The organism is Bradyrhizobium sp. WSM2254, assembly GCF_000472645.1.
Classification (GTDB): Bacteria; Pseudomonadota; Alphaproteobacteria; order Rhizobiales; family Xanthobacteraceae; genus Bradyrhizobium; species Bradyrhizobium niftali.
In genome coordinates, this window is record NZ_AXAB01000037.1 from 52,267 (window position 1) to 73,059 (window position 20,793).

Consider the following 20,793-nt stretch of genomic DNA (forward strand, 5'->3'; position numbering starts at 1 on the left):
TTGCGATCTGGATGCAGCCTATGCAGGCGCCAGCGGAAACGACGCCACCACCGGTCGGGCTCGTCGCGTCGACCTCGATGTTTGCAGTCTTCTCGATACTGCTGTGGCTGACAACAGAGGCCGTGATTCCCAGGCTGCGAGATGCGTTCGGCATTTCGCCGATCATTGGCTGGTACGTGAGCGGCTCGACGTTCGTACTTGTCCCCATCCTGGTCTTTGGCTGCCTGATGGCCTGGCGAGAAATCCCAAAACGTGACCTCGGTTCCTTGAGAAGGCGCCTGAGGTTGAACGCGATGAATCGCGGCGACGTGATTTGGGCCATTGGCGGCCTCTTTGCCATTGCGATCACCACGGCAGCGATTTTGGCGCTGGCGCGCTATTTGGACCCGAGCTTTCATCCGTCACCCTGGTTCCTGCTGCAACCTCCCGGCTGGCACACCTGGGTCTTCGCGGCATGGCTTCCATTGTTTGTCAGCAACATCTTGGGTGAGGAACTGTGCTGGCGCGGTTACCTTCTGCCTCGCCAGGAGGCAGGATTTGGCCCCATGGCATGGCTGCCAAATGGAATCTTGTGGTGCCTGTTTCACTGGAGTTTCGGCTGGCCGATCGTGGTGACGTTGCTGCCACTTACGCTGCTGTTGCCCTGGATCGTGCAGCGACGGCAAAACACGTCAGTGGGTATCGTCATTCACGGCGCGTTCAACGCGGCCGGCTTCATCGCCGTGACAAGCGGCGCCAGCTCTTAGGAGAAGCCCGAGCTGCTGCCGCGCCAACGACCTCAGCTCGCGCGGCTATGATCCAGACCGCTCGGACTCTGCTCCCTGCTCGCTTGCTCCAGCGCCGCGAGCAGATCATCGATCTCCATGCGCTTGCGGAAATCCGGGTCGACGAAGCGGGCCTTCACCAGTCCATCACGGCCGACCACGAACACCGCCGGGATTGGCAGCATCCAGCCGTCATTGCCGTGGAATTTCGCCATGTCCTGATAGGACAACAGTCTCTGGATCTCGGCGCCGAGCCAGATCGCGAGATTGAGCGACAGCGCATAGCCATTGTCGAGATCGGTCAGGATCGGAAATGGCGCACCGGAATCAGCCTTGAGCTGGCTAGTGTATTCCTGCGTCTCCGGCATGATCGCAACGATCTGCGCGCCCATCGCCTCGACGCGGTCCTGAGCCTGGACCACGGCGCGGACATTGAGCCGGCAATAGGGACACCAGTGGCCGCGGAAAAACATCACCGCGACGGGGCCTTGCGACAAAAGCGCCGGCAGCGTCACGAGACGCCCGCCCTCGTCAGGCAGCATGAATGGCGGCATCGCATCGCCCGGACGCGGCGCGTTCTCCCCGCCGCCGTTCCCGTTCAATCGCGCCACCAGGCGATCGACCGCCTCGCCATAGGCCGGAAACACCTGGCGGCTTGCGTCGGCATACGCGAGGAGCTGCTCGTTCAGCGTTCCCTCCATCTCGCGGCAGCGCTGGAAGGCAAGCTTGAGCTGCTCGGCGTCAGCTGGTGAGAGAGACGTCATCTTCCGCTCCGGCGTTCGAAGGACGAATATTAGGTTCCTGGTGCGGCCACCCGCAAGGGGCGGCCGCCGCCAATCGGGCGCCGGATCTCCCGAAAATGGAAATGCCGATGCCCAATCGGTTCGATAGCCGCCGCGCATTAACATAGCGCGGGGCTATCGCACCGAAAGCGAAAGGGCATTTCACGACGGGCTCGCTCTCGACGAAGCTCCTGCCATAGCCGGCGACCAGCGAGGTTGCGGCCAACACAGGAGATTTTCCATGTCCAAGCATCACATGTTGTCGCGCCTGGTCTGGTCGGGCGCTGTCGTTCTCGGCGCACTCACATTTGCGGCACGGCCGACCCTCGCGGGCGAATGCCCCGCCGACAAGATGAAGCCAAATGCGCATCAGATGGTCGATTACAAGCCGGTCGGCGTCACCGACGTCACGCTCGGCGCCATCGACCTCGGCAAGCAGCCGGCGCATATCGAGGGCCGCGAGCTGCGCTTCCGGAAGCTCACCATCGAACCCGGCGGCATCGTGCCCTGGCACAGCCACGACGATCGCCCTGCCCTGATCTTCGTGCAGCAGGGCGAGATCGTCGAATACGCCTCCAACTGCGTCGATCCGATCGTGCACAAGGCCGGCGACATCCGCCCCGAGGTATCAGGCACCTCGCATTGGTGGAAGAACCTCGGCAAGGAGACAGTCATTCTCTATGTCGGCGACGTCCGCAGGGATCCCAACGATCATCACATGTAACGGGCGCATGAACAGGGCCGTCGTTCCGGGGCGCGAAGCGAACCCGGAACCTCGAGATTCCGGGTCTGGTGCTTCCGCACCAGCCCGGAATGACCAGTCAGAGGGAGGCACGCCATGACCGATCTTTCCGCGTCGATCAAACCGACCGCGATGACGATGGACGCGCATTCCCCGGGCCTTGCGCTTCGTTCGCTCGTCATCGGCCTCACCGCCTTCCTGACCGTCGTCGATCTCTTCGCGACGCAGGCGATCCTGCCATCGCTGACGCGCCATTACGGCGTCACGCCGGCGGCGATGGGCTTTGCCGTCAACGCCAGCACCTTCGGCATGGCCACGGCCAGCCTCGTCGTCGGCTTCTTCAGCCCGCGCATCAACCGGCGGACCGGTATCCTGCTCAGCCTCACGCTGCTGGCGGTCCCCACGGGCCTGCTGGCGACCGCGCCCAATCTTGCGGTCTTCACCGCCTTGCGGATCGCGCAGGGCCTGTGCATGGCATCCGCCTTCGCCCTCACCCTCGCCTATCTCGGCGAGCAATGCAGCGCGATGGACGCCGGCGGCGCGTTTGCCGCGTACATCACCGGCAATGTCGCCAGCAACCTTGTCGGCCGGCTGATCTCGGCGGCGGTCGCCGACGGCCTTGGCCTCGCCTGGAATTTCTATGTCTTCGCGACGCTCAACCTCGTCGGCGCGGCGCTGGTCTATTTCACCATCAGACGCGCGCAGCCGATGCATGCCATGACGCCGGCGGGCCCGCCGCTTGTCGCCATGATCGCGCATTGGCGCAATCCGCGGCTGCGTGCCGCCTACGGCATCGGCTTCTGCATCCTGTTCGCCTTCATCGGCACCTTCACATTCGTCAATTTCGTGCTGGTCCGGCCGCCGCTGTCGCTCGGCATGATGGATCTCGGCCTCGTCTATTTCGTCTTCCTCCCGTCGGTCGTCACGACGTTGCTCGCCGGCAAGGTGGCATCGCGGCTCGGGACGAGGCCGACAATATGGGCCTCGCTCGCTGTCGCCGGACTGGGCCTGCCGCTGATGCTGGCACCGCATCTGGGCGAAGTGCTCACCGGCATGGTCCTGGTTGGTGTCGGCACATTCTTCGCGCAGGCGGCCGCGACCGGTTTCGTCGGGCAGGCCGCCACCGACAACCGCGGCGTCGCCAGCGGGACCTATCTTGCCTGTTACTTCTTTGGCGGGCTCGTCGGCACGGCCGTACTCGGGCGGCTGTTCGACAGCGTCGGCTGGCACGCCTGCGTCGCCGGTGTCGGCGTGGCCCTCGCGGCCGCAGCCATGCTCACATTCGCCCTGAAGCGCTAGCGCTTGACCGGGGCTTCCTGCGGCGGCTCGTCGTCGGCGATGGCGCGCCACGCCGCTCCGTCGAGATCGTCGTACTGGCCGCTCCTGAGCGACCAGAGGAAGGCGACGAGGCCGGCGCCTCCGAGCGCCAGCGCCAGCGGGACCAGGATGACCAGGATTTCCATCACACGTTCTCCCGCGAGGCGCTGCGTGCGCGCAGCGAATTCAGCATGACCAGGATCGACGATCCGCTCATGGCGGCCGCGGCAATCAGGGGCGTCACGACGCCGCTGATCGCGACCGGCACCGCGAGGACGTTATAGCCGATGGCAAGCCAGAGGTTCTGCCGCATCAGGTACAGCGCCTTGCGCGCGGAATCGATCGCGGCGACGACGGGAGCCAGCGGCCGGCCGAGGAAGACGAGATCGGCGGTGGCCTGGCTGAGATGCGCGGCCGAGATCGGCGACATCGAGACATGGGCCGCCGCCAGCGAGGGCGCATCGTTCATGCCGTCGCCGACCATCAGCACTCTTGCACCGCGCCGCTTCAATTCCTCGATCCGCGCGATCTTGTCGGCCGGCGTGACGCCGGCGCGCCATTCGGGAATGGAGAGCGCGTGGGCGGCGGCCTTCACCGCCGGCTCGCGGTCGCCGGAGAGGATCTCGATGCCGATGCCCCGCGCCTTCAGCGCCGCGATCACGGCCTGGGCGTCCGGACGCAGGCCCTGACGCACCGAGAGGATGAATTTTTCGGCTCCCTTGCTGAAAGCCACGACCGACGCTTCAGGATCGAGCGTGGCGCCGCCGACCAGCGCCTCGGCGCCGCAGAAGGACGGACGGCCAAGGCGGATCTCGACGCCGTCGGCGTCTGCGCGCACGCCCTGCCCGGCCTCCTCGACGGCACCGACGATCGGCGACCTGGCGCCGGCGGCCTGCGCGACCGCGGCGGCGACCGGATGATGGCTCGATAGCGCGAGCCGCCCGGCCAGTTCGAAGATGTCGGCGGGGATATCGGCCGCGTTCATCACTTCGAGGTCGGGCAGCGTCAGCGTGCCGGTCTTGTCGAAGATGACGTGGTCGGCCTCCGCCAGCCGCTCGATCGCATCGCCTGAATTGAGCAGCACGCCGGACTTGAACATCGTGCCCGAGGCCACCGTCTGCACCGTCGGAATCGCAAGCCCGAGCGCGCAGGGACAGGTGATGATCAGCACCGCAACGCCGGTGACGATCGCATCATGCCAGGACGCACCCGCGATGACCCAGCCCAGAATGGTGATGAGCGCGGTCGCATGCACCACCGGCGCATAGAGCCGCGAGGCGCGGTCGGCGAGCCGCATGTAGCGCGAGCGCGCCTGGAGTGCGTTGTCGAGCAGCCGCGTGATCTCGGCGAGCAGCGTTGCTTCGGAAGCCGCCGAAACGCGCACCCGCAGCGTGCCGGAGATGTTCATGGAGCCGGCATAGACCGGCGTGCCCTGCTCGGCCGTGACATAGAGCGTCTCGCCGGTGATCAGGCTCTGGTCGATCTCGGAACGCCCCTCGATCACGGTGCCGTCGACCGCACAACGCTCGCCGGGCCGCAGCAGCACGATGTCGCCAGGATTGATCACGGCGACGGGCACCTGTGAAATCTCGTCAGGCCCGACGAACTTGGCCGCCGTCTCCGCCTTCAGCGCGGCGAGATTCCCGGCGACCGCACGCGTCCGCCGCCGCATGTTCTGATCGAGGAAGCGGCCGACCAGCAGGAACGTCAGCAGCATGATCGCCGCGTCGAAATAGGCGTGCTCGGCATGGTGGATGGTTTCGACCACGGACATGCCGAGCGCGAGGATCACGCCGATCGAGATCGGCACGTCCATGTTGGTGGTCTTGGCCGACAGCGCGCGCCAGGCGGAGCGGAAGAACGGCTGGCCGGCATAGGCGGCCGCCGGCAGCGCGATCAGCGCCGACAGCCAGTGGAAGAAGTCGCGCTGCTCGGGCAGCATGTCCGAGACGTTGCCCGACCAGACCGGGATCGACAGCATCATCACGTTCATGGTGGCGAAGGCCGCAACCCCGAGGCAGCGCAGCAGGAAGCGCGATTCGGCGACCTCGGCCACTTCCGCGCTCTCGGTTTCGAACGGATAGGCCTTGTAGCCGAGCTCTTCGAGCCGATCGATGAAACGGCTCGGGTCGAGCGTGCCCGCTTTCCATTCCAGCGCGACGCGGCGGTCGGTGAGGTTCACGCGCGCCAGCGTGACGTCGGGGATGACGGACAATCCGCGCTCGATCTTGGCCATGCAGCCGGCGCAGTGAACGCCTTCGACCGCGAGGTCGATGTGCTTGATACCCTCTCCCGCGCTCCGGACGTAGTGCGAGAAATCCCGCGTGACGTGCATGACGAAGTCCTTCAGTTCAGGATCACGCGGTTGCGCGACAGGAACACGCGCGTGCCGCGCGCTTCGCCTTCGATCACGAGATCCCACTGGCCCGGTGCAACGGCAGCGGCACTGCCGCGATAGATGCCGATGCCGGCCTCGGAGAGTTCGACCGCGAGATCAGCGCGCTTGTCGGTCGGACGCTCCAGGCGCCCGCCGAATTTCAGGCCGCTCATCGGCTGGCCGCTGGCATCGCGTGCCTCGACCTGAAGCACGGCGCCACCATCGGTACTGCGCTCAATATGGGCGTTGACCTTCCATTTACGTGCGGCCTGGTCCTGCGCCGCCGAGATCTCGCGATCATAGGTGAGACCCGCGGCATAGGGGCTGTCGACGTCGGTGCCTGGCAGCGTCGCGATCGCGAGCTTCATCATGGTCACGTTGACGCCGATCACGACGCCGAAGAAGGCGACCAGCATCAGGAAGACTTTTGTTCCGGTCAGCGGCTTGGACGCCATGGCTGTCTCCTGATCCTAGGGCGCGACGAAATTGTCGGTGGCGGACGCGACCTCGCCGAGCCCGATATCGGTGACGTGGAAGTGAACCGGGATCGACTTCTCCGGATTGCTGTCCGCCGGCGCGGTGACGAGCAGGCGCAGCTCGCTGGTGGAGTCGCGGGGGATCACGATCATCGGCCTATCCGGCGTCACCGCATCGATGCCGATGACGTGAACCGTCAAATTGGCCGGGCCGTTCGCGTCGATCGCGATGACGCGGTCGTAGCCGCTCTTGTTGAGCAGCCGAACCGTGTAGGCGTTGCGGATCGAGCCGTCGCTGAGCTTGACCGCGACCGGATTGCGATCATGCAGCACGTTGACGTCGAGCAGGCTGCGGGTCGCGAGCGTGTAGATCATGAAGCCACCGACGGCCGCGATGATCGCGCTGTAGACCACGGTGCGGGCCCGGACGATCCGGTAGATCGGCGCCTTGCCTTCCTGGCGGCGATGGATGTTGATGTCGTTGTCATAGCCGATCAGCCGCTTCGGCCGGCCGATCTTGGTCATCACGTTGTCGCAGGCGTCGATGCAGAGTCCGCACTGGATGCATTCCATCTGCGGTCCGTTGCGGATGTCGATGCCGGTCGGGCACACCGCGACGCACTGGTAGCAATCGACGCAATCGCCGACCTGCTCGCCGAGCGCGCGCAGCTCGGCCGCCTTCTTGACCGAGGTGCGCTTCTCGCCGCGGTCGTAACGGTAGGTGACGTTGAGCGCCCATTCGTCGGTGAGCGCGGCCTGGATCCTCGGCCACGGGCACATGTAAGTGCAGACCTGCTCGCGCATGTAGCCGGCGAGCAAATAGGTCGTCGCGGTGAGGATGCCGATCCAGATATAGGCGATCATCGGCCCCTGGAAGGTCACGAGCTCCTTCACCAGGGTCGGCGCGTCGTTGAAGTAGAGCACCCAGGCACCGCCGGTCCACCAGGCGATCAGCAGCCAGATCGAATGCTTGAGCACGATCTCGGAGATGCGCTCGAGCTTCATCGGGTCGGACGATTTGTCCTTCTTCATCCGCTCGCGCCGGTCGCCCTCGATCAGGCGTTCGACGGCATAGAACAGGTCGGTCCAGACCGTCTGCGGACAGAGATAGCCGCACCAGATCCGGCCGCCGATGGAGTTCATCAGGAACAGCGCGATGGCGGCGACGATCAACAGGCCGGTGAAGTAGTAGACCTCCTGCGGCCACAGCTCGATGAAGAAGAAATAGAAGCGGCTGTTGGGCAGGTCGATCAGCACCGCCTGGCTGGGGGCACCGAGGCCGCGATTCCAGCGCACGAAGGGCAGGAAGTAGTAAACGCCGAGGCAGAACGCCATCAGGCCCCATTTGATCCGGCGAAACGTGCCGGAGACGCTCTGGGGATAGACCTTCGTCCGGGCTGCGTAGAGGGGCCCAACGTCATCGTCCGATGTGAGGTCTTTCGGGTTCACGGTCTTGTTCATCGCCAAACGCTTTTCGAGGAGGTGCGATTAAACCTAGACCCGACGTCGCTGCGTCAGTTGATCCAGCTCAAACGGGGGCACTTTTGTTCACCCCCGTTTGCTGGCGATCGGCTATTTTCCACCGCCCAGCGAGTGGACGTAGACCGCCATCGCCTTGATGGTGGCGGGATCGAGCCGCCCTTCCCAGGCCGGCATGACGCCGGCGCGGCCCTGGCTGATGGTCTCGATCAGGGCGGCCTCGTCCGAGCCATAGAGCCAGATCTTGTCGGTCAGGTTCGGCGCGCCCATTTCCTGGTTGCCCTTGCCGCCGTCACCGTGGCAGGCGACGCAATTCTCGACGAAGATCTTCTCGCCCTTGGCCTTGTCGTAGCCCGCCCGGGTCGGCAGCCCCGACAGCGACCGCACGTAATTGGCGACCGTAACGATCTCGTCGCCCTTCAGCACGCCGTCCTTGCCGAAGGCGAGCATCTGGCCCTCATGCGTCTTGGCATGACCGGAGCGTGCGCCGAACTGGATGGTCTGCACGATCTGGTCGAGCGTGCCGCCCCACAGCCAGTCGTCGTCGTTCAGGTTCGGGAAGCCCTTGGCGCCGGCGCCGCCGGAGCCGTGGCACGGCGCGCAATTGTCGCCGAACACGGTCCTGCCCTTGGCACGGGCGAGCGCCAGCAAGGCCGGGTCCTTCTCGATGTCGGCGAGCGGCGCCGCCGCCAACGCCGCCATCTTCTCACCGCGGAGCGCCTCGAGATTGGCGAGCTCTACTGCGAGGCTGGCGCGCGTCGAGTAGCCGAGCAGCCCGGTCGTATTGCTCGAAATCAGCGGCCAGGCCGGATACACGATCCAGTAGCCGATCGCCCAGACGATGGTGAGGTAAAAGCAGATCACCCACCAGCGCGGCAGCGGCGTGTTGAGCTCCTTGATGCCGTCCCACTCATGTCCGGTCGTGGACTTGCCGGTGACGGTATCGACTTCACTATGATCGGTCATGGTCTCTCACTCCTCCCGCAACGGCAGGTGCGCTGCTTCGTCGAACGCAGCCTTGTTACGGGGCCAAAATGCATAGGCGATGATCGCGAGAAAGATCGCGACGAACACCGGCGTCCAGATCGTGGTCACGAGACCGGACGCGAGATTGTCGAGGGTCAGGATGGCTTTCATCGTTGATGCCTTCTCAGCGAAGATTGGCTTTCTCGTTGTAGATCTTGAAGTCGACCAGCGTGCCGAGCATCTGCAGGTACGCGATCAGCGCGTCCATCTCGGTCGGCGTACCGGTCTTGCCGTCGAAGTTGCGCACGACGGCCTTGGCGTAGCGCTTGCTGAAGGCGTCGGAGCCGGCATTGTCCGGATCGGCCTGAGCCTTCAGATCGGCGCCCGCGTTGGCGATCTGGTCGTCCGTGTAGGGCACGCCGACGGTCCGGAGCGTACGCATGTGGTCGGCGATCGTGTCCGGATCCACTTCGGTTGCGCTGAGGAACGGATAGCCCGGCATCACCGACTGCGGCACGATCGCGCGCGGGTTGGTCAGATGGGTGACGTGCCAGTCGTCGGAATACTTGGCGCCGACGCGGGCAAGGTCCGGACCGGTGCGCTTCGAGCCCCACTGGAACGGATGGTCGAACATGCTCTCGGCGGCCAGCGAGAAGTGGCCGTAGCGCTCGACCTCGTCGCGCAGCGGCCGGATCATCTGCGAATGGCAGAGATAGCAGCCCTCGCGGACGTAGACGTTGCGGCCCGCGAGCTCCAGCGGCGTGTACGGCCTGACGCCGTCGACCGCCTCGATCGTGCTCTTGAGGTAGAACAGCGGGGTGATCTCGACGAGGCCGCCGATCGCGATCACCAGCAGGATGCCGACGATCAGGATGATCGAGTTCTTTTCGAAGACTTGGTGACGTGTCCAGAATGACATTGCTTGAGCTCCTCATTCCGCCGGCTGAAGAGCGACGGGCATCTGGACTTCCGCTTCGCCGACGCGGACGGTCATCCAGAGATTGTAGGCCATGATCAGCGCGCCGATCAGGAACAGCCCGCCACCGGCAGCACGGATGACGTAGAAGGGATGCATCGCCTCGACGGTCTCGATGAAGGAGTATTCGAGGAAGCCGAGCGAGGTGTAGGCGCGCCACATCAGGCCCTGGAGGATGCCGGACACCCACATCGCCGAGATGTAGAGCACGATGCCGAGGGTCGCGACCCAGAAGTGCCAGTTGACGAGCTTCAGGCTGTAGAGGCCCTTGCGATTCCAGGCCCACGGCACCAGGCAATAGAGCGCGCCGAAGGAGACGAAGCCGACCCAGCCGAGCGCACCGGAGTGCACGTGGCCGATGGTCCAGTCGGTGTAGTGGCTGAGCGAGTTGACCACCTTGATCGACATCATCGGGCCTTCGAAGGTCGACATGCCGTAGAAGGCGACGGACACCACGAGCATGCGCAGCACGGGATCGGTGCGCAGCTTGTCCCAGGCGCCCGACAGCGTCATCAGGCCGTTGATCATGCCGCCCCAGGAGGGCATCCACAGCATGATCGAGAAGGTCATGCCGAGCGTCTGCGTCCAGTCGGGCAGCGCCGTGTAGTGCAGATGGTGCGGACCTGCCCAGATGTAGAGGAAGATCAGCGCCCAGAAGTGGATGATCGACAGGCGGTAGGAATAGATCGGCCGCTCGGCGCGCTTGGGGATGAAGTAGTACATGATGGCGAGGAAGCCGGCGGTCAGGAAGAAGCCGACCGCGTTATGGCCGTACCACCACTGGAACATCGCATCCTGGATGCCGCCCCAGGCGACGTAGGACTTCGAGCCGAACACCGAGACGGGAAGCGCCGGGTTGTTGCCGAGATGCAGCACCGCGATGGTCACGATGAAGGCCAGATAGAACCAGTTCGCGACGAAGATGTGCGGTTCCTTGCGCTTGATGATGGTGGCGAGGAAGACGAGCAGATAGACCACCCAGACGATGGTCAGCCAGAGATCGGCGTACCATTCCGGCTCGGCATATTCCTTCGACTGGGTCACGCCGAGCAGATAGCCGGTGCCCGCGACCAGGATGAAGAAATTGTAGCCCACCACGACGAACCAGGGCGCGAGGTCGCCGGCAAGGCGCACGCGGCAGGACTTCTGCACGACGTAGAAGGATGTCGCGATCAGCACGTTGCCGCCGAAGGCGAAGATCACCGCGGAGGTGTGCAGCGGACGCAGGCGGCCGAAACTGATCCAGGGCAGATCGAAGTTCAGCGCAGGCCAGGCCAGCTGCGAGGCGATGATGAGGCCGACGAGGAAGCCGGCGATGCCCCAGAACATCGCCATGAAGGAGGAGAACTTGATCGGCCCCATATTGTAGTTGGGACGGCCGTTGATCTCCGCCGGCGGCAGTGCCGCCGGGCGCTCGAAGTAGCGGTTGACGATGCAGAACACCGCAGCCACGCTCGCCGCCGCGCTGAGCGCGGCGTGGAAGGCGAAGGGTGCATCGAGCGCCTTGGCCGCGGCGATCACGCAGAGGAAGGCGGTGGCTGCGAACACGACAGCCAGGCCGCTTTCACCTGATGTCATGGATTTGGAGACGGAGGGCTGGCTCATCGCGGATTCTCTCTGAAAGAACACAGCGCCAGAAACCACATCCACCCTCGCGGGGAATTGATTGAAATCAAGATAGATGGATTTCTGTTAATGTGAGGCTGATCGCGGATCAGGGAGCCATATCAATCGCCTGCGGCCGGCGCCGCGCACGCGGTGGCCGATTGCTTCCGTGAAATCACGGAGTTTGAAAATCGCGGGAACTGGAGGCGCTGTCAGTCGCGCGCCGTCGCCTTGAGCGCCGCGATGACGTCCTCGCGGGCGATGATGCCGACCAGCTTCTGCGCGCTGTCGAGCACGATGATGCTCCTGATGCGATGCTCGACCATGATCTGGAGCACGCGCGTCAGCCGCGTATCGGGGCTGACATAGATGAACTCCGGCGTCATGACGTCGCCGGTCTTGCGACGCATCAGGTCGTGATAGCGCGGCAGCATCTGGCTCGGCGTGAAGGCGAAGCATTTCAGGATGTCGAACTTGGTGACGATGCCGACCACCTGTCCGTCGTCCTCGACCGGATAGGAGTTGAAATCGTCGCGCTCGAACATTTCGCTGAGTTCGAGCATGTCGAGGTCGCGCCGCACCGTTTTGACGTTGCGCGTCATGTAGCCGTCGACGGTCTGCTCAAGAAATCTGTACACGGCGCGTCCTCCTCGAATGGCTTTTGGCCGAACGGCCCTCAGTGCGACAGCAGCACGCAACGCGTGGATTGCGTGACCAGAGACTGGGTGACGCCTCCCAGGATCAGCTCACGAAACCTCGAATGACCATAGGCGCCCGCCACGATCAGGCCGGCTCCGACGTCGCCGGCGACTTTCTCCAATTGCGCGGCGGCGGGTTCGTTCCGCACGGCCTCCGAGATGCGCACGGTCGCGGTGACGCCGTGACGGGCGAGCCAGGCGGCAACGTCGGTGGCGCCGGCCATCACGACCGAGCGCTCGTCGTCGCGCTCCGGAATTGCAGCGATCGTGACGTCCCTCGCCTTGCGCAGCATCGGCAGCGCATCCGCCACCGCCCGGCGCGCCTCTGCGGTATCCTTCCAGGCCACCAGCACGCTGCGCAGGTCGAGCCAGTTGGCCCCGTCGGGGACGACCAGAAGCGGCCGGCCGGCCTGCATCACCAGATCCTTGGGGCTTGCGAGCGCGAAAGCGTCGGAGAAGGCCGGGCTCTGCCCGCCGCTGACGACGATGTCGGCGCAACGCGCCTGCGCCAGAATGAATCGCGCCGGAAAATCCATGGCGCTGCGCCACTCCGCGTGCCCGCCGCGATTCCTGGTAGCGGCGCGGAATTGCGCCTCCAGAGCCGCCAGCCGCCGCCTGACGGACGCTTCGCCCTCGTCGATCAGCCGCTGGGCCTCGGCGCCGTCGGTGAAATAGAGTGGCGGTGTGAACTGCGCCGCGGCAACCCCGACGATGGCTGCCTCGAACCGCTCGGCGAGTTCGCCCGCGACTTGAAGGCGCGCCTCGTTGGACTGATCGAGCGCCAGGCTGACCATCACGGTCGCGTATGTCATCGGGATTCTCCGGGAGGCAATGAACTGCGCGGAATCTAGCGCTGCCGACGCGAAGCAGGATGAGATAGATCAAACCGCCTTCCACCCGAGACCACCGGAATTACGCCAATGGAATCAAACATCGGAACTTGCCTCCGGGCCGGGCTTGGGCGAAGTTGCCGCGGTGGTTGCGGCACCCGGGCCCGCGGCACGAGAATGGGAGTGACGACTTGGCGCCGACCCGCGTAACGCAACCGCCGGATGACGGCCGGGGCGAGCATTTCCGGGTCCGGATCGAGGGATTCGGCGTCGGCACCTGGGATCTCGACCTCCAGACCCGGGCGCTGGACTGGTCGGATACCGCGCAAACCCTGCTCGGGATCGCGCACGATCAGCCGGCCAGCTACGACCTCTTCCTGTCACGCCTCAGGCCCGAGGACCGCGAGCGCGTGGAGAGCGCGGTCAAGCGCGTCTCCGAACGCGGCGGCGGCTTCGACGTGTCCTTCAGGGTCGCCAGCGCCTCCAACGGAGGGCAGTGGATTCGCGCCCGGGCGGGACTCATTCGGGACGAAGCCGGCACCGCCCGCCATCTCAGCGGCATCTTTCTCGATATCGACGAGGAGAAGCAGGTCGAGGAAGCACTCCGGACCCGCGAGACCCACCTCCGCTCGATCCTCCACACAATTCCCGACGCCATGATCGTCATCGACGGCCACGGCATCATCCAGCTGTTCAGCACGGCCGCCGAGCGCCTGTTCGGCTGGTCCGAGCTCGAGGCGATCGGCCAGAACGTCAACATCCTGATGCCGGAGCCCGACCGCTCCCGGCACGACAGCTACATTTCGCGCTACCGCACCACGAGCGATCCCCACATCATCGGCATCGGGCGTATCGTGACCGGCAAGCGCCGCGACGGCACCACCTTCCCGATGCACCTGTCGATCGGCGAGATGCAGTCCGGCGGCGAGCCCTATTTCACCGGCTTCGTCCGCGACCTCACCGAGCACCAGCAGACCCAGGCGCGGCTGCAGGAATTGCAATCCGAGCTCGTCCATGTCTCGCGGCTGAGCGCCATGGGCGAAATGGCGTCCGCGCTCGCGCACGAGCTCAACCAGCCGCTGGCGGCGATCAGCAACTACATGAAGGGCTCGCGGCGGCTGCTTGCCAGCAGCGTTGATCCGAACATGCCCAAGGTCGAAAGCGCGCTGGACCGTGCCGCCGAGCAGGCGCTGCGCGCCGGCCAGATCATCCGGCGCTTGCGCGACTTCGTCGCCCGCGGCGAATCGGAGAAGCGGGTCGAGAGCCTGTCCAAGCTGATCGAGGAGGCCGGCGCGCTCGGGCTCGCCGGCGCGCGCGAGCAGAACGTGCAGCTCCGCTTCAGTCTCGATCCGGGGGCCGATCTCGTTCTCGCCGACCGGGTGCAGATCCAGCAAGTCCTGGTCAACCTGTTCCGCAACGCGCTGGAAGCGATGGCCCAGTCGCCGCGGCGCGAGCTCGTCGTCACCAACACCCCCGTCGCCGACGACATGATCGAGGTCGAAGTGTCCGACACCGGCACCGGTTTCCAGGACGACGTCATTCCGAACCTGTTTCAGACTTTCTTCACCACCAAGGACACCGGCATGGGCGTGGGACTGTCCATCAGCCGCTCGATCATCGAGGCTCACGGCGGGCGCATGTGGGCCGAGAGCAACGCATCGGGCGGGGCGACCTTCCGCTTCACCCTCCCGGCAGCCGATGAGAGCGATGCATGACGACCAAGGGACATATCTACGTCATCGACGACGACGCGGCGATGCGGGATTCGCTGAACTTCCTGCTGGATTCCGCCGGCTTCGGCGTCACGCTGTTTGACGACGCGCAAGCCTTTCTCGACGCCCTGCCCGGCCTCACCTTTGGCTGCGTCCTCTCCGACGTGCGCATGCCTGGAATCGACGGGATCGAGCTGTTGAAGCGGATGAAGGCGCAGCAGAGCCCGTTCCCGATCCTGATCATGACCGGTCACGGCGACGTGCCGCTCGCGGTCGAGGCGATGAAGTTAGGGGCGGTCGACTTCCTGGAAAAGCCGTTCGAGGACGACCGCCTCACCGTCATGATCGAAGCGGCGATCCGCCAGGCCGAGCCGGCCGCCAGAAGCGAGGCCGTCGCGCAGGATATCGCCGCCCGCGTCGCCTCCTTGAGCCCCAGGGAGCGTCAGGTCATGGAAGGGCTGATCGCCGGCCTTTCCAACAAGCTGATCGCCCGAGAATACGACATCAGCCCGCGCACCATCGAGGTGTACCGGGCCAACGTCATGACCAAGATGCAGGCCAACAGTCTTTCGGAGCTGGTTCGCCTCGCGATGCGCGCCGGCATGCTCAACGATTGAGGCAAGTCAAAGCCCTTGCCGGCTGCTGTGCTAGTCAAGCAGAATGATCGAGGTCAGTTCACATCACGAGCGGCTGCCGTCCCCCGCAAAACCCACCGTCTTTGTGGTCGATGACGATGCCGCCGTCCTGGGATCCCTGCGGTTCCTGCTGGAAACCGACGGCTTTGCCGTGCGGACCTTCAGGAGCGGCACGGCGCTGCTCAATGCCGGCGGCGCGTCCGGGGCCGACTGCTACGTGATCGACTACAAGATGCCCGACATCAACGGAATCGAGCTCGCCGGCCGCCTGCGCAAATCCGACGGCGAAACGCCCGTGATCCTGATCACCGGCTATCCGGACGAGAACATCTCGACTCGGGCCGCCGCAGCAGGCGTAAAAGACGTGGTTTTGAAGCCGCTCCTTGACGAAAACCTGGTCAAGCGCATCCGCCGCGCCATCCAGGACCGGTCTCGGGCGTGACCTACGGGGTTCTACGTAGGTAGACCCCCTTAAGATATCGCTCGAAATTTTCGAACCTCCCGATACCGCGTACCAATGCGTCATCACAACGGAGATGGCGCAGATGCTGACCGAGACGCTCAACACCCAGACGATCAAGACCCAGATCAACGGCAGCAAGATTGCCCCCGCCCATCCCGTCTCCGACCAGTTCGGTGCGATCACGGGCCATGTCGGCCTCGTCGCCACCGAGTTCTCCTACCGCAAGGACGAGGAGATCTATGGCGAGGACGAGCCGGCCGAATATGTCTACCAGGTCGTGTCAGGCGCCGTGCGCAGCTACAAGCTTCTCTCCGACGGCCGCCGCCAGATCGGCGCCTTCCATCTTCCCGGCGACGTGTTCGGCCTTGAATCCGGCGCCACCCACCGTCTTGCGGCCGAGGCCATCATCGACACCAGCGTGCGCCTCGTGAAGCGCTCCAGCCTCGAGAAGGCTGCCGGCATCGACGTGCAGGTCGCCCGCAAGCTCTGGGCGATGACCGCCGGCGAGCTACGCCACGCCGAGGACCACATGCTGCTGCTGGGCCGCAAGACCGCGATGGAGCGTGTCGCGACCTTCCTGCTCGAAATGGACCGCCGCCTCGCCGTCGCCGGCATGATGGCGCTGCCGATGTGCCGCCGCGATATCGGCGACTATCTCGGCCTCACCCTCGAAACCGTGTCGCGCGCACTGTCGCAGCTTCAGGCCCAGGGCATTCTCGGCTTCTCCGGCGCCCGCCAGATCGTGCTGCGCAACCGCCAGCGCCTGCACAATCTCGACGCCTGATCTTCTTCCTCCCCACCCACTTGGCCGGCCGAACCCGTTTCGGCCGGCCATTTCTTTTGTGGTTCAGAGCCTGCGCCGGGTCTCCGGCATCACGAGGAGGATCAGCAGGAGCCCCGTCGCAGCAACGCCGGACAGGCCGATGAAGGCGGTGGCGTTGCCGAACTTGTCGCTGACATAACCGCCGAGCGCCGTGCTCAGCGACGCACCGATGCCGGTCGCGGTGCCGACGATGCCCTGCGCCAGATTGAAGTGGCCGCTGCCGAAGGCGACGTCGGCGACGATCAGCGGAATCATCACCGCGAACACCGCCGCGGTGATGCCGTCGAACACCTGCACCGCGACCAGCAGATATGGATCGCGCACGGTCGCGAACAGCAGGCCGCGGATCACCAGCGCGCCGAATCCGATCAGCAGCAGCGGCCTACGGCCCCACGCTTGCGCCTTGCGCCCGACGGTTGGCGACAACAGCGCCACGATCGCCTGCGGGACGACAATGCAAAAGGCGACCAGCACCGTCGCCCACTGGCTCGACCGCGCCGTCACCGCGCTCGCCATCAGCGGCATCATCGCGGCGTTTGCCAGCTGCAACAGCAGCACACTGAGCGCGAAGACGATCAGCGGCCGCTGCCGTACCAGGTGCCAGACATTGGTGTCGCCGCGATCCTTCGCCTCGCGCGGCATCTCGCCGTGGCAGCGCGCGATGTCGACCTCCTCCTCGCGAATGCGAGACAGCGCGATCAGGGTGGGGATCGCAAGCAGGAACGTGACCAGGAAGACCGAGCGGCTCGACAGCAGATAGCCGGCCGTGCCCATCACGGCGGCAGCAACGCCATTGCCGAGGGAGGCAAACCGCGCGTTGCGGCCGAGCCGCTCGCCGATCGCGAGCGGGCCGACGAGGCCGAGGCTGATCGCGGCGATCGCCGGGCCCAGCACGCAGCTTGCCGCCGCATGCAGCGTCGCGGCGGCCACGACCACGGGGAAGATCGGCATCGCGGCATAGGCGAGCGCGCAAAAGCCGATGGTCGCGATGGCAAGGGCGGCGACCAGCCGCTCGGATTTTGCCGCGTCGATGATCGCCCCGCCCGGCATCTGCCCGATCAGGGCGACGATGCCGCCGATCGACAGCACGAGGCCGATCTGGCCCTGCGTCCATTTCTCCGTCGTCAGATAGACCGCGATGAAGGGGCCGAAGCCGGTCTGCACGTCGGCGAGGAAGAAGATGAACCAGTCGAGGCCGCGCAGGCTCCGGCGCGACGGCGCCGGAAGGCCTGCGGCCGACGGCGCGGCAAGGTAGTCCTGCTCAACGCGGCCGGCGCGATCCTCGGCTGCATGGTTCGGCTTTCTCGACAACAGCACCGGCGGCCATCCCTCCCCGCCCCTCACTGAATCGCTTGCAGCGGTTGCAGGCTCCCGGATGCGCCGAGCACCACCATCGGCGTGTCTTCCTTGTATTCCGGCGCGGCCGCGACCTGCGCCTTGGTCAATTCCAGCGTGATGCTGTCCTTCTTGTTGGCGATCTTGCCGAACCGCATCGCGTTCCAGTCCACCACGATCTTGCGGCTGCCGACGCCGAGGAAGCCGCCGAAATCGATCACGGCGGCACGCACATGCCCGCTCCGATCGACGATGACGTCGACGATGCGGCCCATGTCCTCGTTCGCCGCGCTGAGCACGTCGCGGCCGAGCACACCGTGCGCATCGCTCGCGCCGATGATGGTCACGGACGGCGGCGGCGCGGCATCCTTCGGCGTGACCTGCACCGCCGAGGCCGGCGGCTGTGCCGTCGCCGGCGCGTTCGCTTCGCTCGGGGGTGTACTCGGGGGCGCGGGCTGTTCCTCCGCGGCACGCGATCCCGCGACCGTCCATCCCGCGACGATCGCGACGCTCAAGACCAACCATCCGGCGGTACGCATGAACCCTCCTCCCGGCGCGCCGTCAGCGCGCCAGTACGATCGACACCTGGATCTGGCCGCGCGTGCGCAACACCTCCAGCGCCACGTCGTCGCCGTGGCGGCTGACGCGCAGATCCACGCTGGATTCGCGCAGGCGCAGATCGTGCAGGATGACCTCGTTCAAGAACGCCGGCAGATGCGGATTGCGCAGGCGGATCTCGCCGCGCGCCACGTCGAACTCGATGCCCAGCGCCGCCTCCAGCAGCGTGAACGGCGTCGCGCTGGCCCAGGCCTGCGGCGCGCAGGCGACCGGATAGAGCGTCGGGCCGCGCCGCTTCTCGCGCCGGAAGCCGCAGAACAGTTCGGGCAGCCGCCGCAGATCCATGTAGGTCGCGGCGTCGAACAGCCCCTTGAAGACATGCGCCACCGAATGCTTGAGGCCGTAGCGCGCCAGCCCCAGCGCGATCAGCGCGTTGTCGTGCGGCCAGATCGAGCCGTCATGATAGGACATCGGGTTGTAGCGCACCTCGCCCTGCGCGACCGTGCGGATGCCCCAGCCCGAGAAGAAATGCGGCCGCATCAGGTCGGCGGCGACGAGACGGGCGCGGTCCTCGCGGATCATGCCGCTGAACAGGATCTGCCCGGCATTCGAGGTCCGCACCTTGCAGGGCCGCTTGTTGCCGTCGAGGGCAAGCGCATAGGTGCCGAGCTCCTCGCACCAGAATGCCTGCTCGAAGCGCGCGGCCAGCGCCTTGGCCTCGGCCTCGAGCTTGCGCACGCGGTCCGGCTTGCCGAGCCGCAGCGCGCAACGCGCGGCAAGCTGCTTGGCCGCATAGACGTAGCCCTGGACTTCCGCGAGCGCGATATTGCCCTCGGCGAGCCGGCCGTCGGCATGGAAGATCGCGTCGTAGGAATCCTTCCAGCCCTGGTTGGCCAGCCCCTTCTCCGTCGCGCGCTGGTATTCGACGAACCCGTCCTGATCGGGATCGCCGGGGCCGTCGATCCAGGCAAGCCCCGCCTCGATCGCAGGCCACAGCTCGATCAACGTGGCCTCGTCGCCGGTGCGCTCGAAATAGCTTCCGGCGAGCAGCACGAACAAGGCGGTCGAATCCACGCTGCCGTAATATTGCGAGAACGGCACCTCGCGCAGCGCCGCCATCTCGCCGCCGCGCATCTCGTGCAGGATCTTTCCGGGCGCGGCATCGGCGAGTGGATCGATCGCCTTCGCCTGGAAATGCGCCAGCCGCCGCAGCACGCCCTTGGCGACCCGCGGGTCGATCCAGAGCATCTGGAGCGCGGTGATCAGCCCGTCGCGGCCGAAGGTCGTCGAGTACCAGGGAATGCCGGCATAGGGATAACGGCCCTGCGGCGTCTCCGTCATCAGCATGTTGAGGTCGGCCATGGCCTGGCACAGCACCTCGTTGAAGATGTTGTTGGAGGTTTCGATGCTGGCCGCGCCCATGGTCGACTGGCGCATCTCGCGGCGGTGGGCCAATAGGCCCCTGAAAAAGCGCGTCGGCTTCTCCGCCACCGGCCGGTTGCAGGACGCGGCCACGAACAGCGATTTCGACTCGTGCGGATCCAGCTCGAGCTGCCAGTTGGCGGCGTTGACGGACAGCCGCGTCGGACGCGGGTCGAAATGCAGGCCGGTGCTGCGCTCGACATCGTCGAGGCCGCGATATTCGAACAGGACGTCGGTCGGCCCGAGCAGGCGGCTGGCGCCGGTCCCGCGGCGCGGGCGCCGCTCGCCGCGGACCTCGAACAGATCGGCAAAATCATTGTCGAACAGCAGCGTCAGCTCGAAGCTGGCGCGCCGGTCGCCATGGTTCTGCACGCCGATGCGCTGATAGGCGGTGCCGCGCCACAGGAAGATCGTGCGCACGATGTGCAGCAGGTCCTTTTGCAGCACGAGGCTGCCCTGGCGGTAGATGTCGGGGTTGGTGAGGTCGACGGTCAGCGCCGAATTGTCGTCGCGCAGGTTGGAGCCGAGCAGCAGGGGCTGGAGATCGTCGAGCACGAGCTCCAGCCGCGCGAGGTAGCGCGTGTCATGGTGAAACAGGCCGTCCGGCCCACCGGCCGATGCACCGATGTCGCCATGGCTGTCGAGCACGATGAAGGTGTCGTCGTGCTTGAGCGAGCGCCGCGGCCGCGCCGACGGCCCCGTCATCGGGATGTAGAACGGCTGCTCCGCGACCTGCTCCACGGTCCGCGCCACAGAGACGAACTTGGTGACGACTTCGGCTGGCATAAGCTGCTCCCCTGCGCCTGTTTCGAAACGCAACCAACGCGAACGCG

21 protein-coding genes are annotated in these 20,793 nt (G+C 65.7%); 7 read left to right on the forward strand and 14 right to left on the reverse strand.

Features of this window, described 5'->3' with window-relative positions:
* Window positions 1–20: 20 nt before the first annotated feature.
* Window positions 21–746, forward strand: coding sequence for a CPBP family intramembrane glutamic endopeptidase (locus A3M7_RS44945; protein WP_198033815.1), 726 nt, complete (start codon window positions 21–23; stop codon window positions 744–746).
* A gap of 32 nt (window positions 747–778) precedes the next feature.
* On the opposite strand, the gene A3M7_RS44950 is transcribed toward A3M7_RS44945, so the two are convergent.
* Entirely contained in the window at window positions 779–1,528 is a 750-nt protein-coding gene (locus tag A3M7_RS44950) for a peroxiredoxin-like family protein (RefSeq protein ID WP_049823689.1), read from the reverse strand.
* A gap of 259 nt (window positions 1,529–1,787) precedes the next feature.
* Between A3M7_RS44950 and A3M7_RS0126045 the strand changes: the two genes are divergently transcribed.
* Together A3M7_RS0126045 and A3M7_RS0126050 are read left to right on the forward strand one after the other, a co-directional pair.
* Window positions 1,788–2,270 (forward strand): cupin domain-containing protein, encoded by a 483-nt coding sequence (locus A3M7_RS0126045; protein WP_027546555.1) that lies wholly within the window; start codon window positions 1,788–1,790, stop codon window positions 2,268–2,270.
* A 114-nt stretch (window positions 2,271–2,384) separates the two neighbouring features.
* Window positions 2,385–3,587 carry an MFS transporter gene (locus A3M7_RS0126050; RefSeq protein ID WP_027546556.1) on the forward strand — a complete coding sequence of 401 codons (1,203 nt, stop codon included), beginning with the start codon at window positions 2,385–2,387 and terminating at the stop codon, window positions 3,585–3,587.
* On the opposite strand, the gene ccoS is transcribed toward A3M7_RS0126050, so the two are convergent.
* The 10 genes from ccoS to A3M7_RS0126100 form a co-directional block, all read right to left on the reverse strand.
* Window positions 3,584–3,751, reverse strand: coding sequence for a cbb3-type cytochrome oxidase assembly protein CcoS (gene ccoS, locus A3M7_RS0126055; RefSeq protein ID WP_027546557.1), 168 nt, complete (start codon window positions 3,749–3,751; stop codon window positions 3,584–3,586). The two genes, A3M7_RS0126050 and ccoS, sit on opposite strands and share 4 nt — an antisense overlap.
* On the reverse strand, window positions 3,751–5,940 hold the full coding sequence (locus A3M7_RS0126060; RefSeq protein ID WP_027546558.1) for a cation-translocating P-type ATPase: 2,190 nt from the start codon (window positions 5,938–5,940) through the stop codon (window positions 3,751–3,753). Before A3M7_RS0126060 ends, ccoS begins: the two co-directional genes overlap by 1 nt.
* Window positions 5,941–5,951: 11 nt before the next feature.
* On the reverse strand, window positions 5,952–6,437 hold the full coding sequence (locus A3M7_RS0126065) for a FixH family protein (RefSeq protein ID WP_027546559.1): 486 nt from the start codon (window positions 6,435–6,437) through the stop codon (window positions 5,952–5,954).
* A 15-nt stretch (window positions 6,438–6,452) separates the two neighbouring features.
* The gene (ccoG, locus tag A3M7_RS0126070) at window positions 6,453–7,919 is read right to left on the reverse strand and encodes a cytochrome c oxidase accessory protein CcoG (protein WP_027546560.1); all 1,467 of its coding nucleotides are present in this window, start codon (window positions 7,917–7,919) and stop codon (window positions 6,453–6,455) included.
* Between the two features lie 111 nt (window positions 7,920–8,030).
* Complete coding sequence (ccoP, locus tag A3M7_RS0126075) at window positions 8,031–8,903, reverse strand: cytochrome-c oxidase, cbb3-type subunit III (protein ID WP_027546561.1); 873 nt, start codon at window positions 8,901–8,903, stop codon at window positions 8,031–8,033.
* Between the two features lie 6 nt (window positions 8,904–8,909).
* Entirely contained in the window at window positions 8,910–9,074 is a 165-nt protein-coding gene (locus A3M7_RS0126080; RefSeq protein ID WP_015687703.1) for a CcoQ/FixQ family Cbb3-type cytochrome c oxidase assembly chaperone, read from the reverse strand.
* Between the two features lie 13 nt (window positions 9,075–9,087).
* Window positions 9,088–9,822, reverse strand: a complete 735-nt coding sequence (gene ccoO, locus A3M7_RS0126085) for a cytochrome-c oxidase, cbb3-type subunit II (protein WP_027546562.1) — start codon at window positions 9,820–9,822, stop codon at window positions 9,088–9,090.
* A gap of 12 nt (window positions 9,823–9,834) precedes the next feature.
* Window positions 9,835–11,484 carry a cytochrome-c oxidase, cbb3-type subunit I gene (gene ccoN, locus A3M7_RS0126090; RefSeq protein ID WP_027546563.1) on the reverse strand — a complete coding sequence of 550 codons (1,650 nt, stop codon included), beginning with the start codon at window positions 11,482–11,484 and terminating at the stop codon, window positions 9,835–9,837.
* A gap of 212 nt (window positions 11,485–11,696) precedes the next feature.
* Window positions 11,697–12,122: an HPP family protein gene (locus A3M7_RS0126095; RefSeq protein ID WP_027546564.1), complete on the reverse strand. Its 426-nt coding sequence runs from the start codon at window positions 12,120–12,122 to the stop codon at window positions 11,697–11,699.
* A gap of 38 nt (window positions 12,123–12,160) precedes the next feature.
* Window positions 12,161–12,994 carry a universal stress protein gene (locus tag A3M7_RS0126100; protein ID WP_027546565.1) on the reverse strand — a complete coding sequence of 278 codons (834 nt, stop codon included), beginning with the start codon at window positions 12,992–12,994 and terminating at the stop codon, window positions 12,161–12,163.
* Window positions 12,995–13,203: 209 nt separating this feature from the next.
* Here A3M7_RS0126100 and fixL point away from each other — a divergent pair, with 209 nt between their 5' ends.
* From fixL to A3M7_RS0126120, 4 genes are all read left to right on the forward strand, one after another.
* Complete coding sequence (gene fixL / locus A3M7_RS0126105; protein ID WP_027546566.1) at window positions 13,204–14,727, forward strand: sensor protein FixL; 1,524 nt, start codon at window positions 13,204–13,206, stop codon at window positions 14,725–14,727.
* Complete coding sequence (gene fixJ, locus A3M7_RS0126110; RefSeq protein ID WP_027546567.1) at window positions 14,724–15,341, forward strand: response regulator FixJ; 618 nt, start codon at window positions 14,724–14,726, stop codon at window positions 15,339–15,341. The genes fixL and fixJ overlap by 4 nt, the downstream gene beginning before the upstream one ends.
* Window positions 15,342–15,384: 43 nt before the next feature.
* Window positions 15,385–15,801, forward strand: coding sequence for a response regulator transcription factor (locus A3M7_RS0126115; RefSeq protein ID WP_027546568.1), 417 nt, complete (start codon window positions 15,385–15,387; stop codon window positions 15,799–15,801).
* Window positions 15,802–15,904: 103 nt separating this feature from the next.
* Window positions 15,905–16,606, forward strand: a complete 702-nt coding sequence (locus A3M7_RS0126120; RefSeq protein WP_027546569.1) for a helix-turn-helix domain-containing protein — start codon at window positions 15,905–15,907, stop codon at window positions 16,604–16,606.
* A gap of 63 nt (window positions 16,607–16,669) precedes the next feature.
* On the opposite strand, the gene A3M7_RS0126125 is transcribed toward A3M7_RS0126120, so the two are convergent.
* From A3M7_RS0126125 to A3M7_RS0126135, 3 genes are read right to left on the reverse strand one after another with little or no spacing between them, the layout of a single operon-like run.
* The gene (locus A3M7_RS0126125; protein ID WP_027546570.1) at window positions 16,670–17,962 is read right to left on the reverse strand and encodes an MFS transporter; all 1,293 of its coding nucleotides are present in this window, start codon (window positions 17,960–17,962) and stop codon (window positions 16,670–16,672) included.
* A gap of 23 nt (window positions 17,963–17,985) precedes the next feature.
* A complete protein-coding gene (locus A3M7_RS0126130; RefSeq protein ID WP_027546571.1) occupies window positions 17,986–18,519 on the reverse strand; it encodes a PRC-barrel domain-containing protein in 534 nt (177 codons plus the stop codon).
* Between the two features lie 22 nt (window positions 18,520–18,541).
* The gene (locus tag A3M7_RS0126135) at window positions 18,542–20,746 is read right to left on the reverse strand and encodes an amylo-alpha-1,6-glucosidase (RefSeq protein WP_027546572.1); all 2,205 of its coding nucleotides are present in this window, start codon (window positions 20,744–20,746) and stop codon (window positions 18,542–18,544) included.
* Between the last annotated feature and the right edge of the window lie 47 nt (window positions 20,747–20,793).